General features: G+C 42.0%; 24 protein-coding genes. All 24 read left to right on the top strand.

The window, feature by feature from the left end:
- The first annotated feature begins 10 nt into the window (after positions 1–10).
- The 24 genes from cpu_RS07565 (at position 11) to cpu_RS07455 (ending at position 22,701) form a co-directional block, all read left to right on the top strand.
- Positions 11–1,099, top strand: a complete 1,089-nt coding sequence (locus cpu_RS07565) for a type IV pilus twitching motility protein PilT (RefSeq protein ID WP_075859420.1) — start codon at positions 11–13, stop codon at positions 1,097–1,099.
- A 94-nt stretch (positions 1,100–1,193) separates the two neighbouring features.
- The gene (locus cpu_RS07560; protein ID WP_075859419.1) at positions 1,194–2,402 is read left to right on the top strand and encodes a type II secretion system F family protein; all 1,209 of its coding nucleotides are present in this window, start codon (positions 1,194–1,196) and stop codon (positions 2,400–2,402) included.
- A 79-nt stretch (positions 2,403–2,481) separates the two neighbouring features.
- On the top strand, positions 2,482–2,916 hold the full coding sequence (locus cpu_RS07555) for a type II secretion system protein GspG (RefSeq protein WP_075859418.1): 435 nt from the start codon (positions 2,482–2,484) through the stop codon (positions 2,914–2,916).
- Between the two features lie 17 nt (positions 2,917–2,933).
- A complete protein-coding gene (locus cpu_RS07550; RefSeq protein WP_075859417.1) occupies positions 2,934–3,395 on the top strand; it encodes a type II secretion system protein GspG in 462 nt (153 codons plus the stop codon).
- Positions 3,396–3,453: 58 nt separating this feature from the next.
- Complete coding sequence (locus tag cpu_RS07545; RefSeq protein WP_075859416.1) at positions 3,454–4,203, top strand: prepilin peptidase; 750 nt, start codon at positions 3,454–3,456, stop codon at positions 4,201–4,203.
- Positions 4,176–4,631, top strand: a complete 456-nt coding sequence (locus cpu_RS07540; protein WP_075859415.1) for a pilus assembly FimT family protein — start codon at positions 4,176–4,178, stop codon at positions 4,629–4,631. Before cpu_RS07545 ends, cpu_RS07540 begins: the two co-directional genes overlap by 28 nt.
- A 5-nt stretch (positions 4,632–4,636) precedes the next feature.
- On the top strand, positions 4,637–4,993 hold the full coding sequence (locus tag cpu_RS07535) for a type IV pilus modification PilV family protein (protein ID WP_075859414.1): 357 nt from the start codon (positions 4,637–4,639) through the stop codon (positions 4,991–4,993).
- Between the two features lie 13 nt (positions 4,994–5,006).
- Positions 5,007–5,552 (top strand): PilW family protein, encoded by a 546-nt coding sequence (locus cpu_RS07530; RefSeq protein ID WP_075859413.1) that lies wholly within the window; start codon positions 5,007–5,009, stop codon positions 5,550–5,552.
- 11 nt (positions 5,553–5,563) lie between these two features.
- A complete protein-coding gene (locus cpu_RS07525) occupies positions 5,564–6,856 on the top strand; it encodes a hypothetical protein (protein ID WP_075859412.1) in 1,293 nt (430 codons plus the stop codon).
- A gap of 17 nt (positions 6,857–6,873) precedes the next feature.
- Positions 6,874–7,929 (top strand): type IV pilus assembly protein PilM, encoded by a 1,056-nt coding sequence (pilM, locus tag cpu_RS07520; protein ID WP_075859411.1) that lies wholly within the window; start codon positions 6,874–6,876, stop codon positions 7,927–7,929.
- Complete coding sequence (locus cpu_RS07515) at positions 7,922–8,452, top strand: PilN domain-containing protein (protein ID WP_075859410.1); 531 nt, start codon at positions 7,922–7,924, stop codon at positions 8,450–8,452. Before pilM ends, cpu_RS07515 begins: the two co-directional genes overlap by 8 nt.
- A gap of 11 nt (positions 8,453–8,463) precedes the next feature.
- Positions 8,464–9,243, top strand: a complete 780-nt coding sequence (locus cpu_RS07510) for a type IV pilus inner membrane component PilO (protein ID WP_075859409.1) — start codon at positions 8,464–8,466, stop codon at positions 9,241–9,243.
- Between the two features lie 106 nt (positions 9,244–9,349).
- Positions 9,350–10,738 carry a TldD/PmbA family protein gene (locus tag cpu_RS07505; RefSeq protein WP_075859408.1) on the top strand — a complete coding sequence of 463 codons (1,389 nt, stop codon included), beginning with the start codon at positions 9,350–9,352 and terminating at the stop codon, positions 10,736–10,738.
- 9 nt (positions 10,739–10,747) lie between these two features.
- The gene (locus cpu_RS07500) at positions 10,748–11,050 is read left to right on the top strand and encodes an FmdB family zinc ribbon protein (protein WP_369688862.1); all 303 of its coding nucleotides are present in this window, start codon (positions 10,748–10,750) and stop codon (positions 11,048–11,050) included.
- Positions 10,992–11,132, top strand: a complete 141-nt coding sequence (locus cpu_RS13790; protein ID WP_200800659.1) for a hypothetical protein — start codon at positions 10,992–10,994, stop codon at positions 11,130–11,132. The genes cpu_RS07500 and cpu_RS13790 overlap by 59 nt, the downstream gene beginning before the upstream one ends.
- 117 nt (positions 11,133–11,249) lie before the next feature.
- Positions 11,250–13,340, top strand: a complete 2,091-nt coding sequence (locus cpu_RS07495) for a cytochrome c3 family protein (RefSeq protein WP_075859406.1) — start codon at positions 11,250–11,252, stop codon at positions 13,338–13,340.
- Between the two features lie 359 nt (positions 13,341–13,699).
- Positions 13,700–15,700 (top strand): cytochrome c3 family protein, encoded by a 2,001-nt coding sequence (locus tag cpu_RS07490; RefSeq protein WP_077177241.1) that lies wholly within the window; start codon positions 13,700–13,702, stop codon positions 15,698–15,700.
- Positions 15,701–15,719: 19 nt separating this feature from the next.
- On the top strand, positions 15,720–18,263 hold the full coding sequence (locus cpu_RS07485; RefSeq protein WP_075859405.1) for a cytochrome c3 family protein: 2,544 nt from the start codon (positions 15,720–15,722) through the stop codon (positions 18,261–18,263).
- A 173-nt stretch (positions 18,264–18,436) separates the two neighbouring features.
- Positions 18,437–18,646: a hypothetical protein gene (locus tag cpu_RS07480; protein ID WP_075859404.1), complete on the top strand. Its 210-nt coding sequence runs from the start codon at positions 18,437–18,439 to the stop codon at positions 18,644–18,646.
- A gap of 167 nt (positions 18,647–18,813) precedes the next feature.
- Complete coding sequence (locus tag cpu_RS07475) at positions 18,814–19,236, top strand: Fur family transcriptional regulator (protein WP_075859403.1); 423 nt, start codon at positions 18,814–18,816, stop codon at positions 19,234–19,236.
- A complete protein-coding gene (locus cpu_RS07470) occupies positions 19,233–20,108 on the top strand; it encodes a metal ABC transporter substrate-binding protein (RefSeq protein ID WP_075859402.1) in 876 nt (291 codons plus the stop codon). The genes cpu_RS07475 and cpu_RS07470 overlap by 4 nt, the downstream gene beginning before the upstream one ends.
- Entirely contained in the window at positions 20,105–20,794 is a 690-nt protein-coding gene (locus tag cpu_RS07465; protein WP_077177240.1) for a metal ABC transporter ATP-binding protein, read from the top strand. The genes cpu_RS07470 and cpu_RS07465 overlap by 4 nt, the downstream gene beginning before the upstream one ends.
- The gene (locus cpu_RS07460; RefSeq protein WP_075859401.1) at positions 20,769–21,569 is read left to right on the top strand and encodes a metal ABC transporter permease; all 801 of its coding nucleotides are present in this window, start codon (positions 20,769–20,771) and stop codon (positions 21,567–21,569) included. The genes cpu_RS07465 and cpu_RS07460 overlap by 26 nt, the downstream gene beginning before the upstream one ends.
- Position 21,570: 1 nt before the next feature.
- A complete protein-coding gene (locus cpu_RS07455) occupies positions 21,571–22,701 on the top strand; it encodes a S1C family serine protease (RefSeq protein WP_075859400.1) in 1,131 nt (376 codons plus the stop codon).
- The last annotated feature ends 96 nt before the right edge of the window (positions 22,702–22,797 follow it).

The raw sequence follows: 22,797 nt of genomic DNA, 5'->3' as shown, positions 1-22,797 counted from the left end.
TGAAGCACAAGTGATAAATGACCTTTTACGTTTAATGGTAGAGTTTAAAGCCTCGGATTTACATTTAACGGTAAACTTTCCTCCTGCTTACCGTATTCACGGAAATATTCGGCCCTTAACTGAGCTTGCCCGAGAAAATCTTGATATACCGTTAAACCTAATCAACACTTTAACTATGGAAGATACCGAAGCAATGGCCAAAGCCATAATGTCCGTTGAACAGTGGGAAAAATTTATAAAAATTGGGGAATTAGATTTTGCTTATTCCCTGCCGGAGGTTGGAAGATTTCGGGTTAACGTTTTTCGCCAGCGCGGAGCAGTGGCTTTAGTCCTCAGGCATATTAATTCGAAAATTTTGTCCTTTAAAGAATTAGGACTTCCGGAAGTAATTGCTGATCTTTCCCGCAAAAACCGGGGGATAGTCCTGGTAACCGGACCTACCGGTAGCGGTAAATCTACTACTTTAGCTTCAATGATTGATTTAATAAATAGCGAACGGGCCTGTCACATCATAACTCTCGAAGATCCTATTGAATATCTGCATAACCATAAAAAGAGCATTGTGAACCAGCGGGAAATTGGCAGTGACAGCGAAAGCTTTGCCAAGGCTTTACGGGCTGCAATGCGGGAAGACCCGGATGTAATCTTGGTGGGGGAGATGCGGGACTTAGAAACTATTTCTATTGCTATTACTGCCGCAGAAACGGGACACCTGGTTTTTGCAACCCTTCACACCTCAAGTGCAGCTGAAACCATCGATAGGATTATTGATGTTTTTCCCCCTTCTCAGCAGCAGCAGATCCGGGTACAGCTTTCTACTACCATCCAGGGAATAATTGCCCAGCAGTTAATCCCACGAATGGATGGAAAGGGCCGGGTAGTGGCAGTAGAAATCATGGTGGCAACTCCTGCAATAAGAAACCTAATCCGGGAAGGGAAAACCCACCAAATTCCAGCGCAAATTCAAACCGGTGCCAAATACGGCATGCAAACGTTGGATATGGCATTAGCAAAACTTTATCAAAACCGCCTTATTTCCTATGAGGAAGTAGTATCGAGGGCCCATGATGCCGAAAGCTTAGCCCGAATGTTATATTAAATTTGGAAAGTTTTTGTCGAAAAAAATTACAAAATATATTAAAATATTAAACAAAGAAGCAAGTTACGAAATTTATAAAGAAAGGAGGAGAGTTATGCCCCAGTACCGGTATAAAGCTAAAGACCTTTCGGGACGAGTGGTTAGTGGTTTGGTAGAGGCGGAATCGGAAACAGGGGCGAGAAATCTCCTCCGGGAAAAACGTTTTTTTGTTTTAGAGCTAAAGAAAAGTGATACCGTGGTAAATTCTGGTTTGTCTATAAGTTTTCGGCGAAAGCTAAAAGCCAAAGATTTAACGCTTATGTCCAAACAGCTGGGGGCAATGATTTCCGCTGGAGTTCCCCTTTTAACAGCAGTTAATGTCCTTTCCCGACAAGTCGAAAACAAAACCTTGAAAAAAAGCCTTATAAATATAGAAGAAAAACTCCGCTCGGGAACTACCCTTTCCGAAAGCTTACGGGAAGAAAAAATTTTTCCGGAGTTAATGTGCAGTATGGTGGAAGTGGGGGAAGTGGGCGGGGTTTTAGACAACGTCCTCGATCGGCTTTCAGTACATTACGAAAAAGAAGCCCAGCTCAATGAAAAAATTCGTTCAGCTATGACCTATCCCATGGTGGTTTTAGTTGCTGCTATTGTTGCGGTTCTGGTATTGGTAACCTATGTCTTACCGCAATTTACCGGTATCCTGTTACAGGCTAATATAGAACTTCCGCTAATCACCCAAATAGTAATAAAAGTAACAAACTTTTTTTCCCAAAAGGCTTCTCTTATTTTTTTTACTTTAGGTACAATTATTGCCGGAATATTTTACTGGTTTTCAACCCCACCGGGACGAAAGGTGCGCGATCAATTGGCTTTAAGAATGCCCTTGTTTGGAAGCCTGGTGCTAAAGGGGATAATTGCGCGGTTTTCCCGAACCATGGCCACCTTAATCCAGGGGGGAGTGCCGATGCTTCAAGCTTTGCGGGTAATCCAGAAAACTCTGGGGAATGGGGAACTAGAGAAGGTTTTAGAATTAGCCGAAGATAGAGTAAGGGAAGGAGAAAGTCTAGCAGGATTTTTAGCCCAGAGCCGCTGGTTTCCTCCGTTACTTACCCAGATGATGCTGGTGGGCGAAGAAACCGGTCAATTAGATGCCATGCTGGCCAAAGCTGCCGATTTTTACGAACAGGAAGTGGATGCGGCGGTTGGGAGGCTTTCCTCGGTTATTGAACCGGTTTTGATATTATTTATGGGCGGAATAGTAGGTTTAATAATTGTCTCAATCATGCTGCCAATGTTTAACATGGTAAACGCGGTTAAATAGCCTTTTATCCCCTTCCTGGGGTAAAAATAACTTGTACTTAATTACTGGCTAATAATTTTTAAGAGAGGAGGTGAAAGGGATGAAAATAAGACAGGCCCTTAAGAACCAGAAAGGTTTTACCCTGGTGGAACTGATGGTGGTGGTGATCATCATCGGTATCCTGGCCGCAATTGCCCTGCCGAACTTTTTTAAGCAGGCAGATAAAGCGAGAGTAGGTCGGGCTAAGTCTGAGCTTGCGCAAATACGGAGTATTTTGATTACTTATAAAAGTGAAAAAAATTTAATTCCGAAAGATGATACAGAATTAAAACCTATATTACAGGATAACGGCTTTTCCGACATTCCAAAGGATCCCTGGGGAAATTCCTACATTTATACAACTGTTGGACAAACTTATAGTGGCCAAGATGCGGCATTTGTTATTTATTCAAAGGGTGCAGATGACAAACCTTTAACTACAGATGATGTATATGCAGATATAAATGGAGTTTTTCAAGGTCAACATACACCTTAATTAGGAGCTGATCTTTTATGCTTAATTTCAGGCGCATTATTAAAAGCCAAAAAGGTTTTACACTAGTCGAACTCATGGTCGTAGTCATAATTATCGGAATCTTAGCAGCTATTGCGCTTCCGAACTTCTATAAACAAGCGGATAAAGCTAAAGTTGGCCGGGCAAAGGCTGAGCTTGCCCAAATTCGTTCGGCTTTGGTCGTTTATAAGAGCGAAAAAAATGATTTACCGGATGAGGGTACTGATTTTCAAAATTTATTATCCGATAGCGGCTTTAATTCTCAATTAACAGACCCCTGGGGTAAGCAGTATTATTATAGAAAGTCAGGGGCTGGAGGGTCTGCTTTATTTGCAGTTTATTCTTATGGATCCGATGGAATTGCAGGTGGTAACGATGATGTAATAGCTAATGTGTACGGAGTTTTTTCAGGTAAAAATGCTAACAACACGAATCCTGATATATTCAATATTAATCAGTAAGGGGTAATATACTGGGCGGGGATTTCCCGCCCTCCTATCCTTTTTTTGAGGTGAAGCAGTGGAAATTATAATAATCTTTATCTTTGGCCTTATAATTGGAAGCTTTTTAAACGTGGTAATATACCGTCTTCCGGCGGGAATGTCGCTAATTTTTCCTCCATCCTCTTGTCCCAGTTGTGGTCAGAGATTAAAACCACAGCATTTAATTCCGGTAATAAGTTATCTCTGGCAAAAAGGACGTTGTGCCTACTGTGGGGCAAAGATACCTTTTAGATATCCTTTAGTGGAGCTAACTACAGCTTTTATCTTTTGCTTTATTTATTTAAAGTTCGGCTTAACTATTTTAACTCTAAAATATGTACTGTTTGCTGTTTTTCTAATTCCATTATTTTTTCTTGACCTGGAAAACTACCTCCTGCCGGATAAGTTAACATATCCTCTTATCTTGGTAGGGATTTTCATAAACATTATTACCCGGGATCTGTCCTGGAAAAACTTGTTTTTCGGAGTTCTTACTGGTTTTGGAGTTTTATTTCTTTTGGCCCTTGTTTCGCGCGGAGGAATGGGCGGCGGTGATATTAAGCTTGCCGCAGGGATGGGGGCGTTTTTGGGTTTTCCCTTTATTTTAGAGACGCTATTTTTAGCGTTTTTCTTTGGCGGACTTACTGGGATTATTTTGCTTGTAACTAAAAAAAAGGAAAGAAAGGATTTAGTACCTTTTGGGCCTTTTTTAATTGGGGCCGCTTTTCTTACCGTTTTCTGGGGAGACGAAATTTTAAAATGGTATCTAAAAACATTTTTCTTTTAAAAGAAAAAGGTTTTACTTTAATTGAGCTTCTCGTAGTTACTACCATTGCCGGTGTTACTTTTCTAACAGCAGTTATAAGTTTAGATTATGCCCTGGCCAAAATTACTTTAGCCAACGAAGCTTATGCCCTTGCCCAGAACCTGCGTCAGACCAAAGAAATGGCGGTGGCTCAGGAAAAAGCCTTTACTATCTGGTTTTTTCAGGACAGTAATAGTTATTTAATTTCAGAAAATAGTTACTCGAATAAATATTATATTTTACCGCCAAGGGTTAAATTTATTGCAGTACCGGTTAAACTGGTGACTATTGATTACAAGGGAAGTAGCCGGGCCTTTTCTGTGGAAATGGCTAATAGTTATGGGGTAAAAGTACGTGTTTATTCAACTCCCCAGACTGACCGGATATGGATAACTTCTCTTTATAAGTAGGTGGGATGATGAACCAAAAGGGTTTCAGCCTGGTGGAAACAATGGTTGCCGTACTTTTGCTTTTAATAATTTTACTTCCTCTGTTAAATATGCTTACCGGCAGCAGTTTCTTATATAATTCTGCTGGAAGCCAAACGAAAGCTTTAAATGCCGCCAGGGATTTAATTGAACGATTACATCTTAAGAGCTACGATGAAATTGGTAATAATTCAGGAGTGACTCAGGAAGGTTTTAAATATAAAGTGAGTGTGGTTAACAAATCTGTTTATAATATCCCGTATAAAGAAGTGACGGTAGCTGTTTATTACCCTACTGGTACAGGCGAAAAAGGAGTAGTTTTAACTACTGTATTTACGCCGTGAAATAGGTGAGAAGATGAAAGAAAAAGGGTTTACTCTGGTAGAGCTTCTGGTAGTTTTAGTTATTGGCAGTATAATTATGATGGTGGTTATGAATCTTTTTATTTTTTCCTATAATCTTTGGTTTAAAGGACAAAAAACCATTGACTATCAGGAGCAACTACGCTTTGCCTTAGACCGCATGGCCCGGGAAGTCCGGACAGCAACGGCGGTTTATAATCCCAATGCCACTTTGTCCCAACCAATCTCACCAGCTACAGCCTATTCACAAATTTATTTAATAAATACCGTTGGTCAAAGCACTTACCGCATTTATTATTATTTAAATACTGCCAATAAAACTTTATATCGCAAAGTTTATTACCCAGCGCCAGCGTTTACGACGCAAACTGAGCCGCTTATCAGTGATGTAAATTTTGTAGTTTATTATTTGAACGCCACTTATTCGGTAAGCGAGAGAATTTACTATCCCAATTGTCTTAATCTTAATTTAATTATTAATAATAATGGAAAAGCTTCCCCAAAACTTTCCACTTCAGTGGCAACCCGGGTACCTAGATAGGGGGCGGGATTTTGTTCAAGAATGAAAAAGGCTATATTTTATTTACTGTGCTGGTAATTGGGATTATCTTTGCTGTTTTAGCCACAGGTTTATTTAGTTTATCTTTAAACGAAAAAAAAATATCCAGTATCAATCTTGGCAAAGAAGAAGCTTATTATTGTGCTGAAGCGGGACTGAAACTGGCAGTATATAGCTTGGAGAAAGGTCCTGATAGGTTTTTACAGGCAAAAAATTTAACTTTAGACGAACTTAGTGGGTTACCGGTGGGGAATGGTAAAATAGAAAAAGTGACTTCGGAAATAATCGATTCAGTACCCGGTAGCACTTATACGCTACTTTTAAAAAGTACAGGACTTGCCGGAAATGGGGCAAAAAAAACCCTTCAAGCTAAGTTAAGCATTAATTTTGGGGTAAATCTAAATAATTTTGCTTTGTATTTAAATACTGCCCAAGCTAATTTAAATTTTAACAAAAAGGCTGATGTTACCGGAAATCTCGTAGTTCCTGGCGATATTACCCTGGAATCCGATGATATTAAGGGAGCGGTCTATGGACGAAATGTGACTGTGCAAAGGGGGCAGGGAAATAATGTTACCATAACAAAAATTATTTATTTTGGTAATCCCCCAATTATCGATAACAGACTTAACATTCCTGCTGAAAAGATAAATTCTTCTTATCCTGTGTTAAACTTTAATTTGGACGATAGTTATCTTAGAGCTTTACCCAATGTAGAGATTATAAGTGATGATGAATTTACTTTGTCTTCAAGCTATAACGGTAAAATTGTCTATATAATTCCGTCGGATCCCAATGCAGAAGTAAAGCTAAAATGTAGTTGGTGGGATTTGTTTATATATGATGGTAATTATGTCATAATTTCTCCTAATCCCATCAAGCTTGACACAGTTTTTTATAAGGCTTGGTGGAACGATTCTCATCTTACAATTATCTCAACGAACGGTGATATAAAGTTAGAATTAGAGCAAAATATCTGGTACTGGATTATTGTATTTTGGAATGATCTAATTAGGCTATTTGGTAGCGAAATTAATTTACTTCGAATTGATGCAAACCTTATAGCCGCAAATGGAAATCTTAGATACCATGATAACAGTGGAAAATTAGAGGTAAAGGGAGCTGTAATTGCCAAAGATGTTACGAAGGGTGTAAGTGATCAGAACGTTAAAGCCAGGATAACTTACGATCCTAACAATAATTTAACTAATATTTTGCAACCTTTTATTAAAAATGGTACCGACATAAAAATCCTGGAGTGGAAAGAACTTTATCCAGTTTATTAAAAAGGATGGAGCGCCCGATGATTAATTTTTTTAAAAAATTTCTGGAAAGAAAGCGGTATGTTCTAGCCTTTGATGCGGGAGTACGCTATTTTAAAGCGGTTTTAATTAAAGCTGATAAGAACGAGCCAAAGATTATAAGCAGTATAACTTTTCCAATGCCGGTGGATTACAGTGACGATATTGTGCGGGAATACCTCCCCAAATTTCTCCATTCTGCCAAAAAAGAATTGGGTATCGGCAATGCCAAGGTCATTACTACCTTGCCCGGCAGTAAAATTATTTCGCGCATCATAAAAGTCCCTTTAATGAATCAAAAGGAATTAAATGCTTATTTAGCGCTGGAAGCGGAGCAGTACTTACCGATACCGGTGAAAGACAGTGTGCTGGCGTCGGTAATTTTAGAAAACTTTGAAGCGGATGACGGCTCCAAACAAATGAATGTTTTGGTTTCAGCTGCTCCCAGGGATGTAATAATGACCCTTTACGATACAGTGGTTTCAACGGGTTTTAACTTAGACGTGGTTGACCTTCCCTTTTTGGCATTATACCGGGGAGTTTTTTCCCAAATAAATCCGGAAATACCGGTGGCGGTCGTGGATATAGGAGCTGGCAATACCTTATTAATTATCGTCAAAGACGGAATTTTAAAATTTGTCCGTTCAATTAAATGGGGAGCAAATGCCATCACCCAAATGATTGCAGCCAATATGAACCTTGATTTTGTTAAAGCGGAACGTTTAAAGGAAGAGAAGGGAGAATTAATTGCCCTTGAGGAGTCGGTGCTGGATGAGGAAAAGTTAACTATTGACATTAGCATTCGTCAGGCTACCTCGGAATTAATCAATGAAATTCGGCGTAGCATTGATTTTTACCGTACCCAGGATAGGGGTAATAGTGTTGAAAGGATTTTAATTACCGGCGGCGGAAGCAAGTTAAAAGGTTTGACGGAGCTTTTTGAAAGTCAGCTTAATATTGAAACTTTAACCTTTATCCCAGTGGCGGAAGAAAAGCTTGATCCTGCTTTAACCGTTGCCTATGGTTTAGGATTATGGGGGGTGGAAAGGGATGTATAAAGCTAATCTTCTGCCCCCGGAATTAAAAAAGGATGTTGAAATTGATACCAGGAAGCTCGGGATTTTAGCTGGTGTGACGGCGTTAGTTACCATAATAATTTTTTTGTCTATTGGTTTTATGATTCGGATTTATTATTTAGAGAAGGATTTGGAAGTTAAAAAAGCAAATTTAATTCAACTGCAAAAGGTAGCCCAGAAAGTTAATGAAGTTAAGAATGAAACTGACCGTTTAGCCCGGGAAAAGGAAGCATTTTTAGAATTAAAGCAAAGACGGATTGTCTTTACAGTTATTTTGACCGATATAAATCTTAACATTCCCCGCAATACCTGGCTTACAGAAGTAAAATACGATCCGGCTTCCCGGGAACTAGCGCTGACCGGAGTTTCCCGGGACTCTGAGGAAATTGGGATCTTTACTTATAACCTTTACAATCTTCCCTACTTTGCGAAAGTAAATTTAGTGCAGACAGTAAGAAATATTACTGGTAACTACGACTTTACCATTAAGGCTATTTTGAAGTAAGGAGTGGTGCGATGCCGTTTTGGGAAAAACTTGCTCCGCGGGAACGGATTTTGGTAGGAGTGGCTTTAGGGTTGGCAGTTTTTTATTTGCTGTATAATTATGCAATTATGCCCAACTGGCAAAAATATCAGGACCTGAAAACTGAATTGGCTACAGTTAACGCTGAATGGGAACGTCTGCAGGGAATTGAAAATGTCTTAGCGACTGAGGTGAAAAATAAAGAGCAGCTGGCGAAGGAACTAAAAGATATTGAAGCGGAGTTTGACTTTAGCTTAGAAGACGGTGCGGGCTTTATCAAGATTATTTCTTCGGCTAAGGCTAAGGACGTAAAGCTTCTGGAATTCAAGCCCGGAACGGTGGTAGATAAAAGTTACTATTACGACTTTCCCATAGAGCTTAAAGTGGAAGGGTATTATCCGCAAGTTTTAGATTATCTCGAGGCTTTGGAGAATTTTCCGGATCTTGCGGAAATAAGGAATTTAACAATTACCGCGGTACCGGGGGATGCAACGGGGAAGGTAGATGCGGCCTTTACCCTTGCGATTTATTCGGCCAAGAATCCTTCGGGGTCCATAGTTGTCCAAAATTACCAAAAAATATCTACCGGGAAGTATAACCCTTTTCGGCCGCTGTACGTTCCTTCAACTCCTGCTACCATCGGGGGCAATGTATACAATTTACCCCCAACAATACCGCTACCCCCAACTACTCCAAATACTTCTGCAGAGGGAAAAGTATACAACTTACCTGGAAATGGTACTGATTTAAATGATATACCTTTGGTAAAATGACCTCGCCAAAGTGAAGCGAGGTTTTCTTATTTAATTTTTGAGAAAAAAGGATATAATGTTAATTAAGGAGAATCTTTAATTGGAGAAATTAAGGAGGAAAAAACTAATGGATAAATTTACGATAAATGAGGTCTTACGGGAAGCAGCTAGGCGAGGTGCTCCTTTTGCGGAAATTTATTTTGAGGAGAAAAATAATTTTGGGCTGGTCTTAGAAGAAGGGAAAATTGAAAAAGTGTCTCAGGGTTTTGAAGCTGGAGCTGGGATACGGGTTATTGACGAAAAGGGCAGAACTGCCTATGCCTATACCAATGACTTATCTTTAGATGCCCTTTTAAAAGCTGCTCGGGTGGCAACTTTAGGTTTAAACGGAGCACAGGAAACTATTGCCCTGAAAAACCCATTAGTAGCTAAAAACGAAATAAAAATTAAGCCGGAAGAAGTGGCGGCCGAGGAAAAACTTAAACTTTTAAAAATTGCTGATGAAGAAATTCGTAAACTTGGCCCGGAAATTCGCCAGGTTCAGGCGGGTTACGGTGAAGTGGAAGCCAAAGTAGTTGTAGCCAATACCGAAGGTACTTACGTTGAAATGGAAAAGACCCGGGTACGGCTTTCCGTTCAGGCGGTGGCGGAAAAGGATGGAGTTATCCAGACGGGATACGATGCCATTGGTACTACTAAAGGCTTTGAAATTTTTCAGGAAAATAACGTGGAAAGCTTAGCCCGGGTAGCTGGAGAGCGGGCGCTTAAAATGCTTTCTGCCGAACCTGCCCCTTCAGGAGAGATGTCGGTGGTGATGGCCGGGGAAGCTGGAGGGACAATGATTCACGAAGCCTCCGGCCATGGTCTTGAGGCGGACATAGTGCAAAAAAGAATGAGTGTTTATGCTGGAAAAATGGGGCAAAAGGTAGCTTCTAATTTAATTACCGTGGTGGACGACGGTACAATATCTGGCAAATACGGGACTATACCGTACGACGATGAAGGCAATAAAACCAAGAAAAATGTTTTAATCGACCGGGGGATCTTAACCGGCTATATGTACGACCGGCTTACTGCTCAAAAAGATCAAGTGGAATCAACCGGTAACGGACGGAGAGAGTCTTACCAGCATAAACCAATCTCCCGGATGACCAATACTTATATAGCTCCTGGGGAAGACGATCCGGAAAAGATTATTCGGGAAGTTAAAGAAGGACTTCTGGTGAAAAAAATGGGCGGCGGGCAGGTAGACACCAATACCGGGGATTTTGTCTTTGAAGTATCCGAAGGGTACTTAATTGAGGACGGGCAAGTTACCGTACCGGTTCGAGGGGCTACCTTAACCGGAAACGGCCCGGAAGCTTTAAACAATGTGCTGGCCGTTGGTAAAGACCTTGGCTGGTCTATCGGTACCTGTGGCAAAGACGGCCAGGGAGTTCCCGTTTCTGATGCCCAGCCCACTTTACTCATAAGTAACCTTGTAGTCGGCGGTACCGGCCGCATCCGCCGCAAATAAAATCCAGGGATGGTTCTTCTATTGACGTATAGACGTAAAATACAGAACTTTCCCCAAATTAGGTGTTTGAAGGAGGGTGTATCTATCATGCCAGCGTATGACTTTCGCTGTAATAATTGCGGAGAGCTTTTTACGGTGAGGTGTGCAATTTCTGAAAAAGAAAACGTTACCTGTCCAAAATGTGGAAGCCAAAATTTAACCCAGCGTTTAACTGGTTTCATGATAATGGGTAAGTCCTCTGGGGGAGAAGAGAGTGGGTCGTCAAGCTCGGGTTGCAGCGGAAAAAGCTGTTCCGGTTGTTCTGGGTGTTAATGTGGATTTCAAAAGAGTCGGCATTTGCCGACTCTTTTTTTGCCTGTTTAAAAATTCTTACCAGATTGAAGTAATATCCTGAAAAATTTCTCAATATATATACTCTCGGGTAAAAAATTTGGCAATAGATAAGGCACCGGGGGAAAAGGGGGTGAAAAAGGAAACTTCCCGGTGCTAAAACCCGAGAGGAGGAGTTTTTTTGCGAAATTTTATATTTTTTCTTTTCTTCGGACTTATCCTGGGGGTTGTAACATCGACTGCCTTTGCTGCCCAGGTAAGAGTAGGCCAGGACTACGGGCCAACGCCCAAGTATTTTAATGCCGATGGTTCCACCTTTTATCCTGCGGAGATCTACCTTCCCAACGAAACCAATCCTGCTCAGTACCGCATTCATTCCAATTACAGCCGCAATACCGATGCCTGTGCGGCGTGCCATGCAACCCACACTGCAGTAGGGGAAACCTTACTCCAGTGGGGCACCGTTTATGACACTTGTATGGCCTGTCATGATGGGACTATTTCTACCACTTATAATGTGCAAAAAGGGGAGATTGGAGCCGGTGGTAAACCCACTTACGGCGGAATGTTTGGGGTGGGAAATGAGCCTTACCTTTCCAATCACTTAGTAACCGGAGCGGTAAAAATCTTTGCTGCGCCCGGCGGCAATATTACAGGAAATTACGAGCAGTACAGCGTTCCCGATCAGGGGCAGGGCCAACGGTGGGATATTACCTTTGGCTGCGAATCGTGCCACAGTCCCCACGGTCTTGGCGGCAATGCCCGGATCCTAAATCCCAATGTCAACGCCTATAGTCTGGTAAATCATAAAACCAACTTTCCTTTAACAAAAGTTTCGGGCAGTGAAAGTTTTTGGGTCGCTTTGTCATCGGGCAATAGTTTTAACCCTACCGAGAAAAACGCCTTCCAGTGGGTACGGAGCTATCCTTACCTAAAAGGAACAAAAGTATATTTTGATGGGGTAGAAAAAGTAGAAGGTATTGATTATAGGCTTGATAATACCGCTGGATATACAAAAGTAATAGTTTTAAATGGTAACCCTAGCAATATAACGGCATCCTTTTATCCGGCCCTTCAAGTTGCTATGAATATAGAAAACTACCTTGACGGAGAAAAGACCAAAACTTCCGAAACTGAAACCGTTATTCATGTTAAAGGTATAAACGCTTTTTGTGGAGCCTGCCATACCGACTACAATACCGAAAATGTATATAAAGATAGTTCGAAATCCGAACCCAATGGCGCTGCCGATATTTTAAATGGCCATTATACCGAAGCCTACCGCCACCAGGTAGGATTTAATGTGGCGGATTTTGAGCAGTATTTGCCCAATTCCAACATGGTTTATGAACTTCGGGCAGACGGTAAAAAATACATGACCTGTCTTACCTGTCACTATGCCCATGGGGTTAGCCAGGAATTCTGGCAAGAGACTTTAGAAGATAGCCAGAATAAAAACTGGTTTCCTGCCGCTAAAAGCTACTGGGGAAATTACGATAGTCAAAATGCATTACCCTTAGTGGAAATAGCCGGTTCTTCTGCTTTAAAACGCGCTCCCAATATGGCTACCTGCGAAACTTGCCACCGTAAAGGTCCCGCCTCGGAAGGGTATACCACCAATTCTTTGGGAAGTACGCCGGGTAATGACCGTGATACTGCTATAAATCCTTCTTTTCCACTGACCCGGGTTGATAACACCCTCTGTCAAAAATGCCATGATAAAATTTATGCCGGGTGGCAGCGAACAAAACATGCAACAATTGCAGGAGATCCGGTAGACTGCCAGGACTGCCATACCGGCGGCAGTGAGCATGTAAAATCGCTTTCAGGAGCGTTTATAGATAGCATCAGTGAAAAAACTTATAAAGAACAAATTGGCTATTGTGCCGGTAGTAGCTGTCATGGGAATATAAATGACAGCCTTCAGTCCATTTTGTCCTACACGTACAACAATATCACCGATAGCATTGAAATCTTTAATAACAGTACAAAACCTCAGGTGAGTGAATTTTACGCCAGCAAACACTTTAATGTTGGCCTAATGGTCTGTACTACCTGCCATAATCCCCATGGAGTAATTGCCGAAAAGAGCGGGCAAACATACGAATTAAAATGCCGTCCTAATGCCCTCTGTGCAGTATGCCACGACTTGGGAACCTTTGCGGGAAGTTTTGATTGGGGAAATTATATGCCATTGGTATTTAGATCGGCAGGTAGTAACTTAGAAATTCGCCTACACTCTTTTACCTTTAATGAAGCCGGTTTTCCCTAAAGTAAAGATTGGCAAATACGGTGTTATAATGCGGGGTTTTCCCCGCATTTTTTGTATATTTAACTAGATAAAATAGATATAACTTATATAACGAAAAAGAATATATACAACGAAAATCATAAAAAAACTATCTAAAACTTGAGAATTAAAGAAAAAAAGGGTTAAATCAAATTTTATTGTCATTAATGTTTTTTATATGTATAAAAATTTTTAAAAGAAAATATAAAGGAAAAAATTTCCATTATGGCAAATTAATAGCATAAAAATATACTGCCTGTCCGGATAAACGGCCACGGAAAGGGGGGTAGAAGGAAATAAAGGCAAATCCGGGCTCGCTATAAAGAAAGGAGGAAAAAAGCTTGAAGCGAAAAACGCTAATTTTGGTAATGATGCTGGCCCTGGTGCTGTACGGGTCAACGGCCATGGCGGCGCAGCTTATGTCTGGCGATACTTACGCGCCAACCGTAAAGAATGTATATACCAATGCCGGCATGGCTAGTAAATTTAACCCCGATGGGAAGACATATTATCCCAATGAAATTTATTTGCCCAATGAGCAAACTCCTGCCAATTACCGCATTCACACCAACTATTCTAAAAACACCGACGCATGTGCCGCCTGCCATGCTACCCACACCGCAGTAGGTCAAACCTTATTGCAGTGGGGAACGGTATACGACACCTGTATGGCCTGCCACGATGGTACCATTAGTACGACTTATAACGTGGAGGAAGGCTATATCGCCAATACCGGTAAACCCACCTACGGCGGTATGTTTGGAAACGGCAGTGAAACTTCCCTTTCCAACCACTTAGTAACCGGAGCAGTCCAGATTTTTGCCGCTCCTGGCGGTAACATCACCGGCAACTATGAAAGCTACAGCACTCAGGACAAAGCCGGCACTGCCTGGGATATCACTTTTGGCTGCGAATCGTGCCATAGCCCCCACGGCTTGGGCGGTAATGCCCGGATCTTAAACCCCAACGTCAATGCTTACAGCTATGTAAATTACATGAGCAATATCGCTTATATTTACAACAACACCACTGGCTATTACGAAAACAGCAATCACTACCAGTGGGTAAGAAGCTATCCGTACAACAAAGGAACCCAGGTTTGGGTTAATGGTGAGCTAAAAACCGAAGGAATAGACTATCTTTTAGACGGCAACAGCGGGGAAACCAAGATTAAATTAATAAACGGCACTGCAACGGTAGTATATGCCTACTTCTACCCGGCACTTCAGGTAAAAATGGAAGTTAAAAATTACCTAGAGCCCGGGGAACAGATAGTTCACACCGCTGGTATTAACCAGTTTTGCGGAGCCTGCCACACCGATTACAACACCGATACGGGAGACATAGATACCAGCACCGGCTCTTCAGACAAATTAACCGGCCAGTACACCGAAGCTTATCGCCACCAGGTCGGCTTTAAAGTGGACGAGTTTAAAGCTTACTTACCCTTAACCAACATGGTCTACGAAAAGCGGAGTAACGGCGATGTCATGACCTGCCTAACCTGCCATTATGCCCACGGTACCAGCAAAGAGTTCTGGACGAGAACGTTATTGGACAGCACTAACTCCAAAGTATACGGTTACTGGAGCCAGGTGGGCGAAAGCGGCATGGTAGAAATAGCCGGTTCTTCTGCCTTAAAGCGGGCACCGAACATGGGCACCTGCGAGACCTGCCACCGGAAAGGACCCGGCGCTGAAGGCTACAACGCCAACACCGGGCAAATCGTTACATTAAACACTACTACCACCGAAGACAACACTGGAGCAGTAGCAGTAGGCAGCGACAAATGCCAGAGCTGTCACCCGAAATATTATACCGGCTGGAAGGAAACCAGTCACTTTAATAACGCCGTAGGCTGCGAAAATTGCCACGGAAACGGAAGCTTACACGTAAAAGCACCCAACAGCCGGAATATAATAAACCCCGGCAAAACCACAACCTTAGCGGCAAAAGTAAATACCTGTGGCGGCAGTAGCTGCCATAGCCAGGGTAGTACCAAGAACGAAAATGTAAGCTATGACTTTGGCGATGTAACGGAAACCATTACTTATTTCTCCGAGCCCATGAGCCAGGTAAACGAATTTGTTTACAGTAAGCACTACAACAAAGGTGGGATGTACTGCTCTACCTGTCACAACCCTCACGGCATGATTTCTGACCAAAACGGCATCCTAAGACAGCTTAAATACTTGCCCAACGCCCTTTGCGGCAGTTGCCACGATACTGGAGCGGCTTTTGACTTTGCCTACTTTATGCCCAAAATCACCCGGAATGATGGCACTGAAGTCATTCTCCACAGCTTTACCGCTTTTGAATCCGATATGCCCGGTATGAGATAAGAAAGGAGGGAGAAAGAAAGTGAAAAAGAAACAAAAACTTAGCTTGTTTATAATTGTCTTGCTTGTAACTTTGGCCCTTACTGCTGTAACTGCTTTTGGTTATCGTAAATTTGCAGGAGACCCCATGACTGGACAACCGGTTAACTGCTCTACTACCTGCCACTACACCATTAAAGCATCCGATATAAATAAACTTCCCTATGTAAAGGTAGTTAACTATGCTATAGTAAAAAATGTGTTTACTTTATCTAAAGGTAAATTTTACCCCAGTAAACCTATTACTAACGCTGAGTTCCGGCAAGCGCTGCAAAGAGCTTCCAATTTAAATGATATTAGCCTTATTCCCAATGATAACAAAACCTTTACCCGGGCCCAGCTGGCGTATTATATCATGAGGCTTTTAAATACCTCTTCCACAGGTGCCAACTGGATTAATATTATTGATTTTAACGGAAGTGAACCCTTAGCCTGGGCGGTAGAAAAAGGTTATCTCCCCATAACCAAAAAAGCAGGAACTAAAGTATATGCTTACCCCAACGCCCTTGCCACCCGGGCTGATGCTGCTTATGCGATTGTAACAGCGGGATTAATCCGGCAAACTGCTGCTTCCAAGCCATCGGCGATAGCAAATACTTCTAAACATAGTGATTTAACTTCTTCTTTTCTTACCTGGGTACAGAATAATCCTACAGGTACAGCAGCCGAATTTTGCTTAACCTGTCACGGGAAAAATGCTACTGTAGATAAATGGAACTCCATTAAAAACATCGTCTACACCAACCACTACTTAAACCGCACCTTTACCAAAAACGGCGATACCGTTTTCTGGATGGCTTACCAGTTTGGTCAAAGGGGTAATCCCAAACTGCCCTACGACCTCTACATGAACCAGGATAATCTTCACAATGCAGCCAAGCAAAATTCCGGTCTTGCCCGGATCGAGGGCTTCAGAGAACTCGGCTTTGCCCCGGGGCAGCTCCAGTTTGGCATGTACAACCGCCTCTGTGGCGCTCCGGAAACCTTTGGCTTCCAGAGTTTCTTGGGTCGCTGGAATGGGACTGATGGCAAGTCCCGGGCTGCCGGTTGCGGTCGCTGCCATATTGGCTACGGCAAGAAATCGGGTCCTGCTGACCCCAATTACAACAATGGTCTCTTTAATCAAATTTCCGGTGACGTAGATGCTGCTATTCTTGATTACGTCAAAGACATCGATTGCCTCCTCTGCCATGCCGACCAATACTATGTCAATAAGGGTGCAGCTCGAAATGTTAAAATAGAAGGTGGTAAAGCCACCATTTACACCGTGGGCGAAGTTTATAACGGTCAGGATCCAAGCATTACTGACTATCAACAAAAAGTCTTAACAGCCATTGCTTCAGTGTACAAGAAACCAACCGCCAACGGCTGTGCGGTCTGCCACGACTTTCCGGCGGATGGCCCTGCTTACAAGCGAGGTTTTTGGCACAGTCTTGATGTGCACTTAAAAGATGATAAGCTCTCCTGTGTTGACTGCCACTCCGGCGGAGCTTGGACTCCGGCGATTAGCGACACAACTGGTCAGGGTGTTTATAATAAGCACCAGTTTGTCATCGGCCCCATGCCCGATCTCTACACTCCCAATGATGGCAACCGGGCTAAGCAGTGTACCGACTGCCATACCGGAACTGTCCATGCTAATGCTGTGATAAACGACCATACCCGTCGGATAGACTGCCGCACCTGCCACATTAGCAAAGATTATGGCTTAGATTACAGAGACTTTAGCAATCCTGAAAGAGAAACAGCGGATGGCATTTATGAACCAAAGGATTATGTGTTTAATAACTGGACCGATCAATCCCTTTATAACAATAATTCCCACGAATATAAGGGAAGCTTCGGTACCCCAACTTTAAACTTCAAGCAGCAGGACTACGAGCACATGATGCGTTTTGGTGTTCGCCCGATAGGCGATATCTTTGACGAAGGAAAACTTTTAGGCGATATGGGCAAAATGAATTATCCGCAAAACCTCTATGCCAAAATCCAGCCGTTCCACCGGGTAAACATCAAAATACCAATGGCCTTTGGCAATGTTTACTTTAAAGCTATCGGTAAAGACTTTGTAAATTTCCCGTTTATGCTGCCCTTTGATAAAAAGAACTACGCAGAAACCGGCGACATTATCCAGTCCGTGTATCAAGGTATCTATAAACTTAAGACCTTGTTTATGCCAGCGTTTGATATGAACAATCAAATCTACTTTGGCGACCAGAAAGTACCTAAATTTGACGGATATACCGCGCAAATGATATACTCTAAAATGCTAAACGAAAATATTATGACCAATCCGCGGATGTCAATGACTTCGACTTCCAAGGGGTTTACGCCCTTTAATATGAGTGGATATTACCAATTCTTTGGCTTAATGCAAATGGACCATACAGTTTTACCGGCTGATGAAGCTTTAACCTGCATTGACTGTCACAGCGATACCGGTAGGGTAGTGATGACCACCGACAGCTGGAAAAACCTTGGCTATTCAGCAAAAAGAAGTAAACTCCTGGTTTTCACTAAAAAGTAATAAACTCTTTAATCTTAAAACCCTCGGTAGAAAAATTCCGGGGGTTTATTTTTTTTAGAAAATCTTGCGGTAAACTAATAACTGTTTTAGCTTTCAGTGGGTAAATATGCAAGTATATGCCAAAATTCCTTTTAAAAACCCAAAAAATCCATTACGATAAAAGGGGTGAGATGATGAAAAAGAAAAATATTTTTACGATGTTGTACTTTGGAGTCTTTGGAATTTTATTTATAATAATCCTCTGGCAACAGGGATTTCGCCTTCCTAAACTCGCAAGCTTAAAATATCTTCTCGTTTATACAACCGGGGTTTTGGGAATAATCCTTATTATGCTTGGCCTTCGCCGGCAAATGGACAAAAACCATCCCGACGACGAGGAATAAAGTAGTAAATTGGGGACAGTCCCTATTATTACCGGTATTGTTGGCTGAAAGCCGACAATAACTTCTGGTATCTTTTTAGAGCGGGTATAAAATCCCCTTGACTTGGGAATTTTATAGGTGTAGTTTAATTATTAGATAGGAATAATTACGATGTAGGTGAGTGTACGATGAACATCAAAGAAGCTGTAGAGATTTTAAAAGAAAAAGGAGTACGGATTACGCCCCAGCGGCAGGCGCTTTTAAAGATATTTGCCGATAATAAAAGCTATACCGCCCGGCAGGTGGCGGAATTTCTGCGGCCGATTTATCCAGGTTTTAGTTACGACACCGTTTACCGAAACTTAAAACTGTTTTGCCAGCTGGGTATATTGGGAGAAACCATGGCACCCGACGGAGTTGCCCGGTATTCCCTAAATACCGGTGAGCATCACCATTACTTTACCTGTCTTAGATGTGGGGTAAAAGTTGCCTTAGAAAGCTGTCCAATGGAAGAAAGTAAAATAAAGCTTTCAAAAAAGATTGGCAGTATTACCTATCATCGTTTTGAACTTTTTGGAGAGTGTAAATCCTGCGAGGAGGGGAAGAAATGAAGCGTTTTTTGGCGTTACTTTTAATATTTACCTTTTTGGGTTTTACCGGCTGTTCAGTTGTTAAAACTTCTTCGGTAGAGAATGGCAAGCCTCTTATAGTAGCTACCATTTATCCTTATGGTGAACTTGCCCGGGAAATTGCCCAAGAGAAAGCTTCGGTGGTAATTTTATCCCCTCCCGGAACTGATGCTCACGATTTTGAACCAAAGCCTTCGGACCTTTTTACCCTTAAAAAAGCAAATCTTATTATCCTGAATGGGGGAGGCCTTGAACCCTGGGCAGAAAAGGTAGTAAAGCTCCTCGGTGGCGTAAAAGTAGTCAAAGCCGAAAGTGTAGTTGGGGCACAAAAGAGCAACGACCCCCATTACTGGCTTTCTCTCATCTATGCCCGCAAAATTGCCGGGGCAATTAAGGATAATTTAATTGCTGTGGATCCTGAAAATAAAAGTTACTACGAGGAAAATTATCGTAAACTTGCGGATAAATTGTACGAACTTCATCTAGAAATGGTGGACCTTACCTCAGATATAAAATCCCGGAAAATTTTTACCTTGCATCGAGCTTTTAGCTATTTTGCCAGGGATTATGGTCTTGAAGAAATATCCCTATTGGTGGGGAAGGAAAGCGAAGCGACTCCCGGTGATATTGAGAAGTTTATGAAGGAATTTTCTGCCTCACAAACGGGATATGTATTTTTTGATCCTGTTTTTAGCAAAAAACTTGCGGAAAAGGTTGCCCGGTCCTATAAAGTAAAGTTTATGCCCCTTTATACTCTAGAAGGAGTCGACGAAACCTTAAAAGGTAAAAGTTATCTTCAATTAATGCAGGAAAATATTGAAACTTTGCGCCTGACTTTAGGAGGAGATGATTGAACTTGGGGCTATTAGTGGAAGACCTTACCGTTAATTATGGCGACGAGCTTTCTTTAAAAAATATAAACTTTTCCTTAAAAGATGGAGATTTTCTTTTAGTTTTAGGGAAAAACGGAGCGGGGAAGTCCACCCTCTTAAAGGCAATTACCGGTGAGATTAGCTATGCTGGGAATATCAATACTTTTAACCATAAAATCGGTTACGTTGCTCAAAAACTTCCCCAAACCATAAAGTTTCCGGTAACCGTTGAAGAATTGGTGTTAACCGGAACATTAAAGGGAAAACCCAAGCTTTTTTATTCTAAAGAAGACCGGGAAATAGCTGAGAAAGCGCTTAAGGCAACCAACTTATTAGCTAAAAGGAAAAAGCTCTTAGGGAACCTCTCTGGCGGCGAGTTACGGCGGGCGTTCATTGCCCGGGCGTTAGCAGGTAAGGCTGATTTATTATTACTGGATGAGCCAACCAGCGGCCTTGATCAAAGAAGTCGGGAGGAATTGTACCAGGTTTTAAATAATTTTTTCAAAGAAAATACTATTGTCTTAATGGTTACCCATGATCCAAGAGAGATAAAAATATTAGGTAATAAAATACTCCATTTGGAAAAGCAAATTTTGTATTTTGGAGCCAAAGACCGGTATCTTGCAGGGGAGGAAAAGGATCTTGGAGTTGAATGTTGTCCAGAATAGTTTATTAATTGCAGCGTTACTAGCAGTTGAAGGAAGCCTGGTGGGAGTATTTTTACTGCTAAGAAGGTACAGCCTTTTAGCCGATACCTTAGCTCATTTTTCGCTAATAGGAATAGCTATGGGGATTTTTTTTGGCTTTTCTTCCCTTTTTGGCGGGATTGTAGCGGCTTTAACCGGAGCTCTGATCCTTGAGACCCTACGGCAAAAAGAAAACGCTTTTACCGATGCTAACCTTGCTTTAATTTCCGCAGGGGGCTTATCCCTGGCAATAATTTTAGCGTCCCTAAAAGGGGAAGTGTGGCAAAGCTTAGGACAGTACTTGTTTGGAAGCCTTCTCTTTGTTGGAAAACAAGATTTAATTTGGGCTTTATTTACCTTTTTTGGAGTCTTATTATTTATGCTTTTTTTTAGCCGGCATTTATTGCTTCTGTCGCTAGACCCAGCCGGGGCCAAAAGTCAGGGGATAAAAGGAAAATTTATAGAGCTTTTTTTAATGATTTTAGCCACTCTAGTAATTGCCGGAGGCATTCAAGCGGTAGGGGCTATGTTAACTGGAGCTTTTTTAGTGTTACCAGCTTTAATTGGAATTGAACTTTCCCGCTCCTTTACGGAAGTAATAATCTGGGCAATAACGGCTAGTGTTGTTATGGCTGGCGTTGGCCTTTTTATTACATTTTTATTAAACTTGCCGCCGGGTGCTACCATTGTGGCTAACGGTGTATTAATATATATTCTGGTAGTATTAGGGAAAAAATTTGGAAGAAGGAGGATTTAACATGTATCAGTACCGTATGGATGAACCGCCAAGACATCGGCCTTCGTGGTTTACTCTAATAGTGGTAGCGGTGATTGCTGGTTTAATTGGAAGTATGGCAGGTATTTATGCTTACCCCAAACTTTTTCCAACGGAAAAAGCCAAAGTGGAGTACTCTCTTCCCCAAACGCCTGAGGTTAAGTCTGGAGAAAATATTTATTCCCCGGTAGTAGCAGTGGCCAAAAAAGTATCACCGGCGGTGGTGGGAATTTCCAATATCGCGCCAGGAGGTTTCTTTGGCATGGGAGGACTTGAGGAAAAGGGCTCCGGATCGGGATTTATTATTTCTCCCGATGGTTATATAGTAACTAACAACCACGTGGTTGAAGGCGCTTATGAACTGTATGTAAGTTTAGCCGATGGCCGGCAATTGAAAGCTAAAATAGTAGGTACTGACCCCCGGGCGGATTTAGCGGTAATTAAGATAAATGCTAAAAACCTGCCGGTGGCAACTTTGGGCCATTCCAGTACCCTGCAAGTTGGGGAACTTGCCATTGCCATTGGAAATCCCTTGGGGAAAGAGTTTGCCAGAAGTGTTACTGTAGGGGTTATCAGTGCTTTAAACCGTACTTTAACCTATGAAACCGGGGAAAAAAGTTTAAGGCTTATCCAAACCGATGCGGCGATAAACCCGGGAAACTCCGGAGGTCCTCTTTGCAATGCCAAGGGGGAGGTTGTGGGGATAAACTCGGCTAAAATCTCCCTATCTGGCTTTGAGGGGATGGGCTTTGCGATTCCCATTGACGAGGCCAAGCCCATTATAGAACAGCTTATTAATAAAGGGTATGTCACCCGCCCCTGGCTTGGGATAGCAGGAGCGGAGATTTCCGAGCAAGAAGCCCAGTATTACGACTTACCCCAGGGAATTTATATTGAAGGGGTGGTTGGAGGTGGACCTGCTGCTAAAGCTGGAATTCGGGCCAAGGATATTATTACCGCTATTAACGGCAAGAAAATTACCACCATGGCGGAACTGACCGATGAACTGTTTAAATATAAACCCGGGCAAAAAATTAAAGTGGAAGTATACCGGTTAAGCGAAGGTAAAAAATATACCTTAGAAGTAACTTTAGGCGAAAAACCAAGTGAATAATCATTTTAGACCCTCTATGTCAATATGGGTACTTAAAAAATTTAGCTATTAATAGCGTTAAATAACATGAAATAGCATAAGTGTATAAAATTGGAA

Source organism: Carboxydothermus pertinax, from assembly GCF_001950255.1.
GTDB lineage: Bacteria > Bacillota > Z-2901 > Carboxydothermales > Carboxydothermaceae > Carboxydothermus > Carboxydothermus pertinax.
Note: the sequence above shows the minus strand (reverse complement) of the source record. Positions and strands in the feature narration are given on the sequence as shown.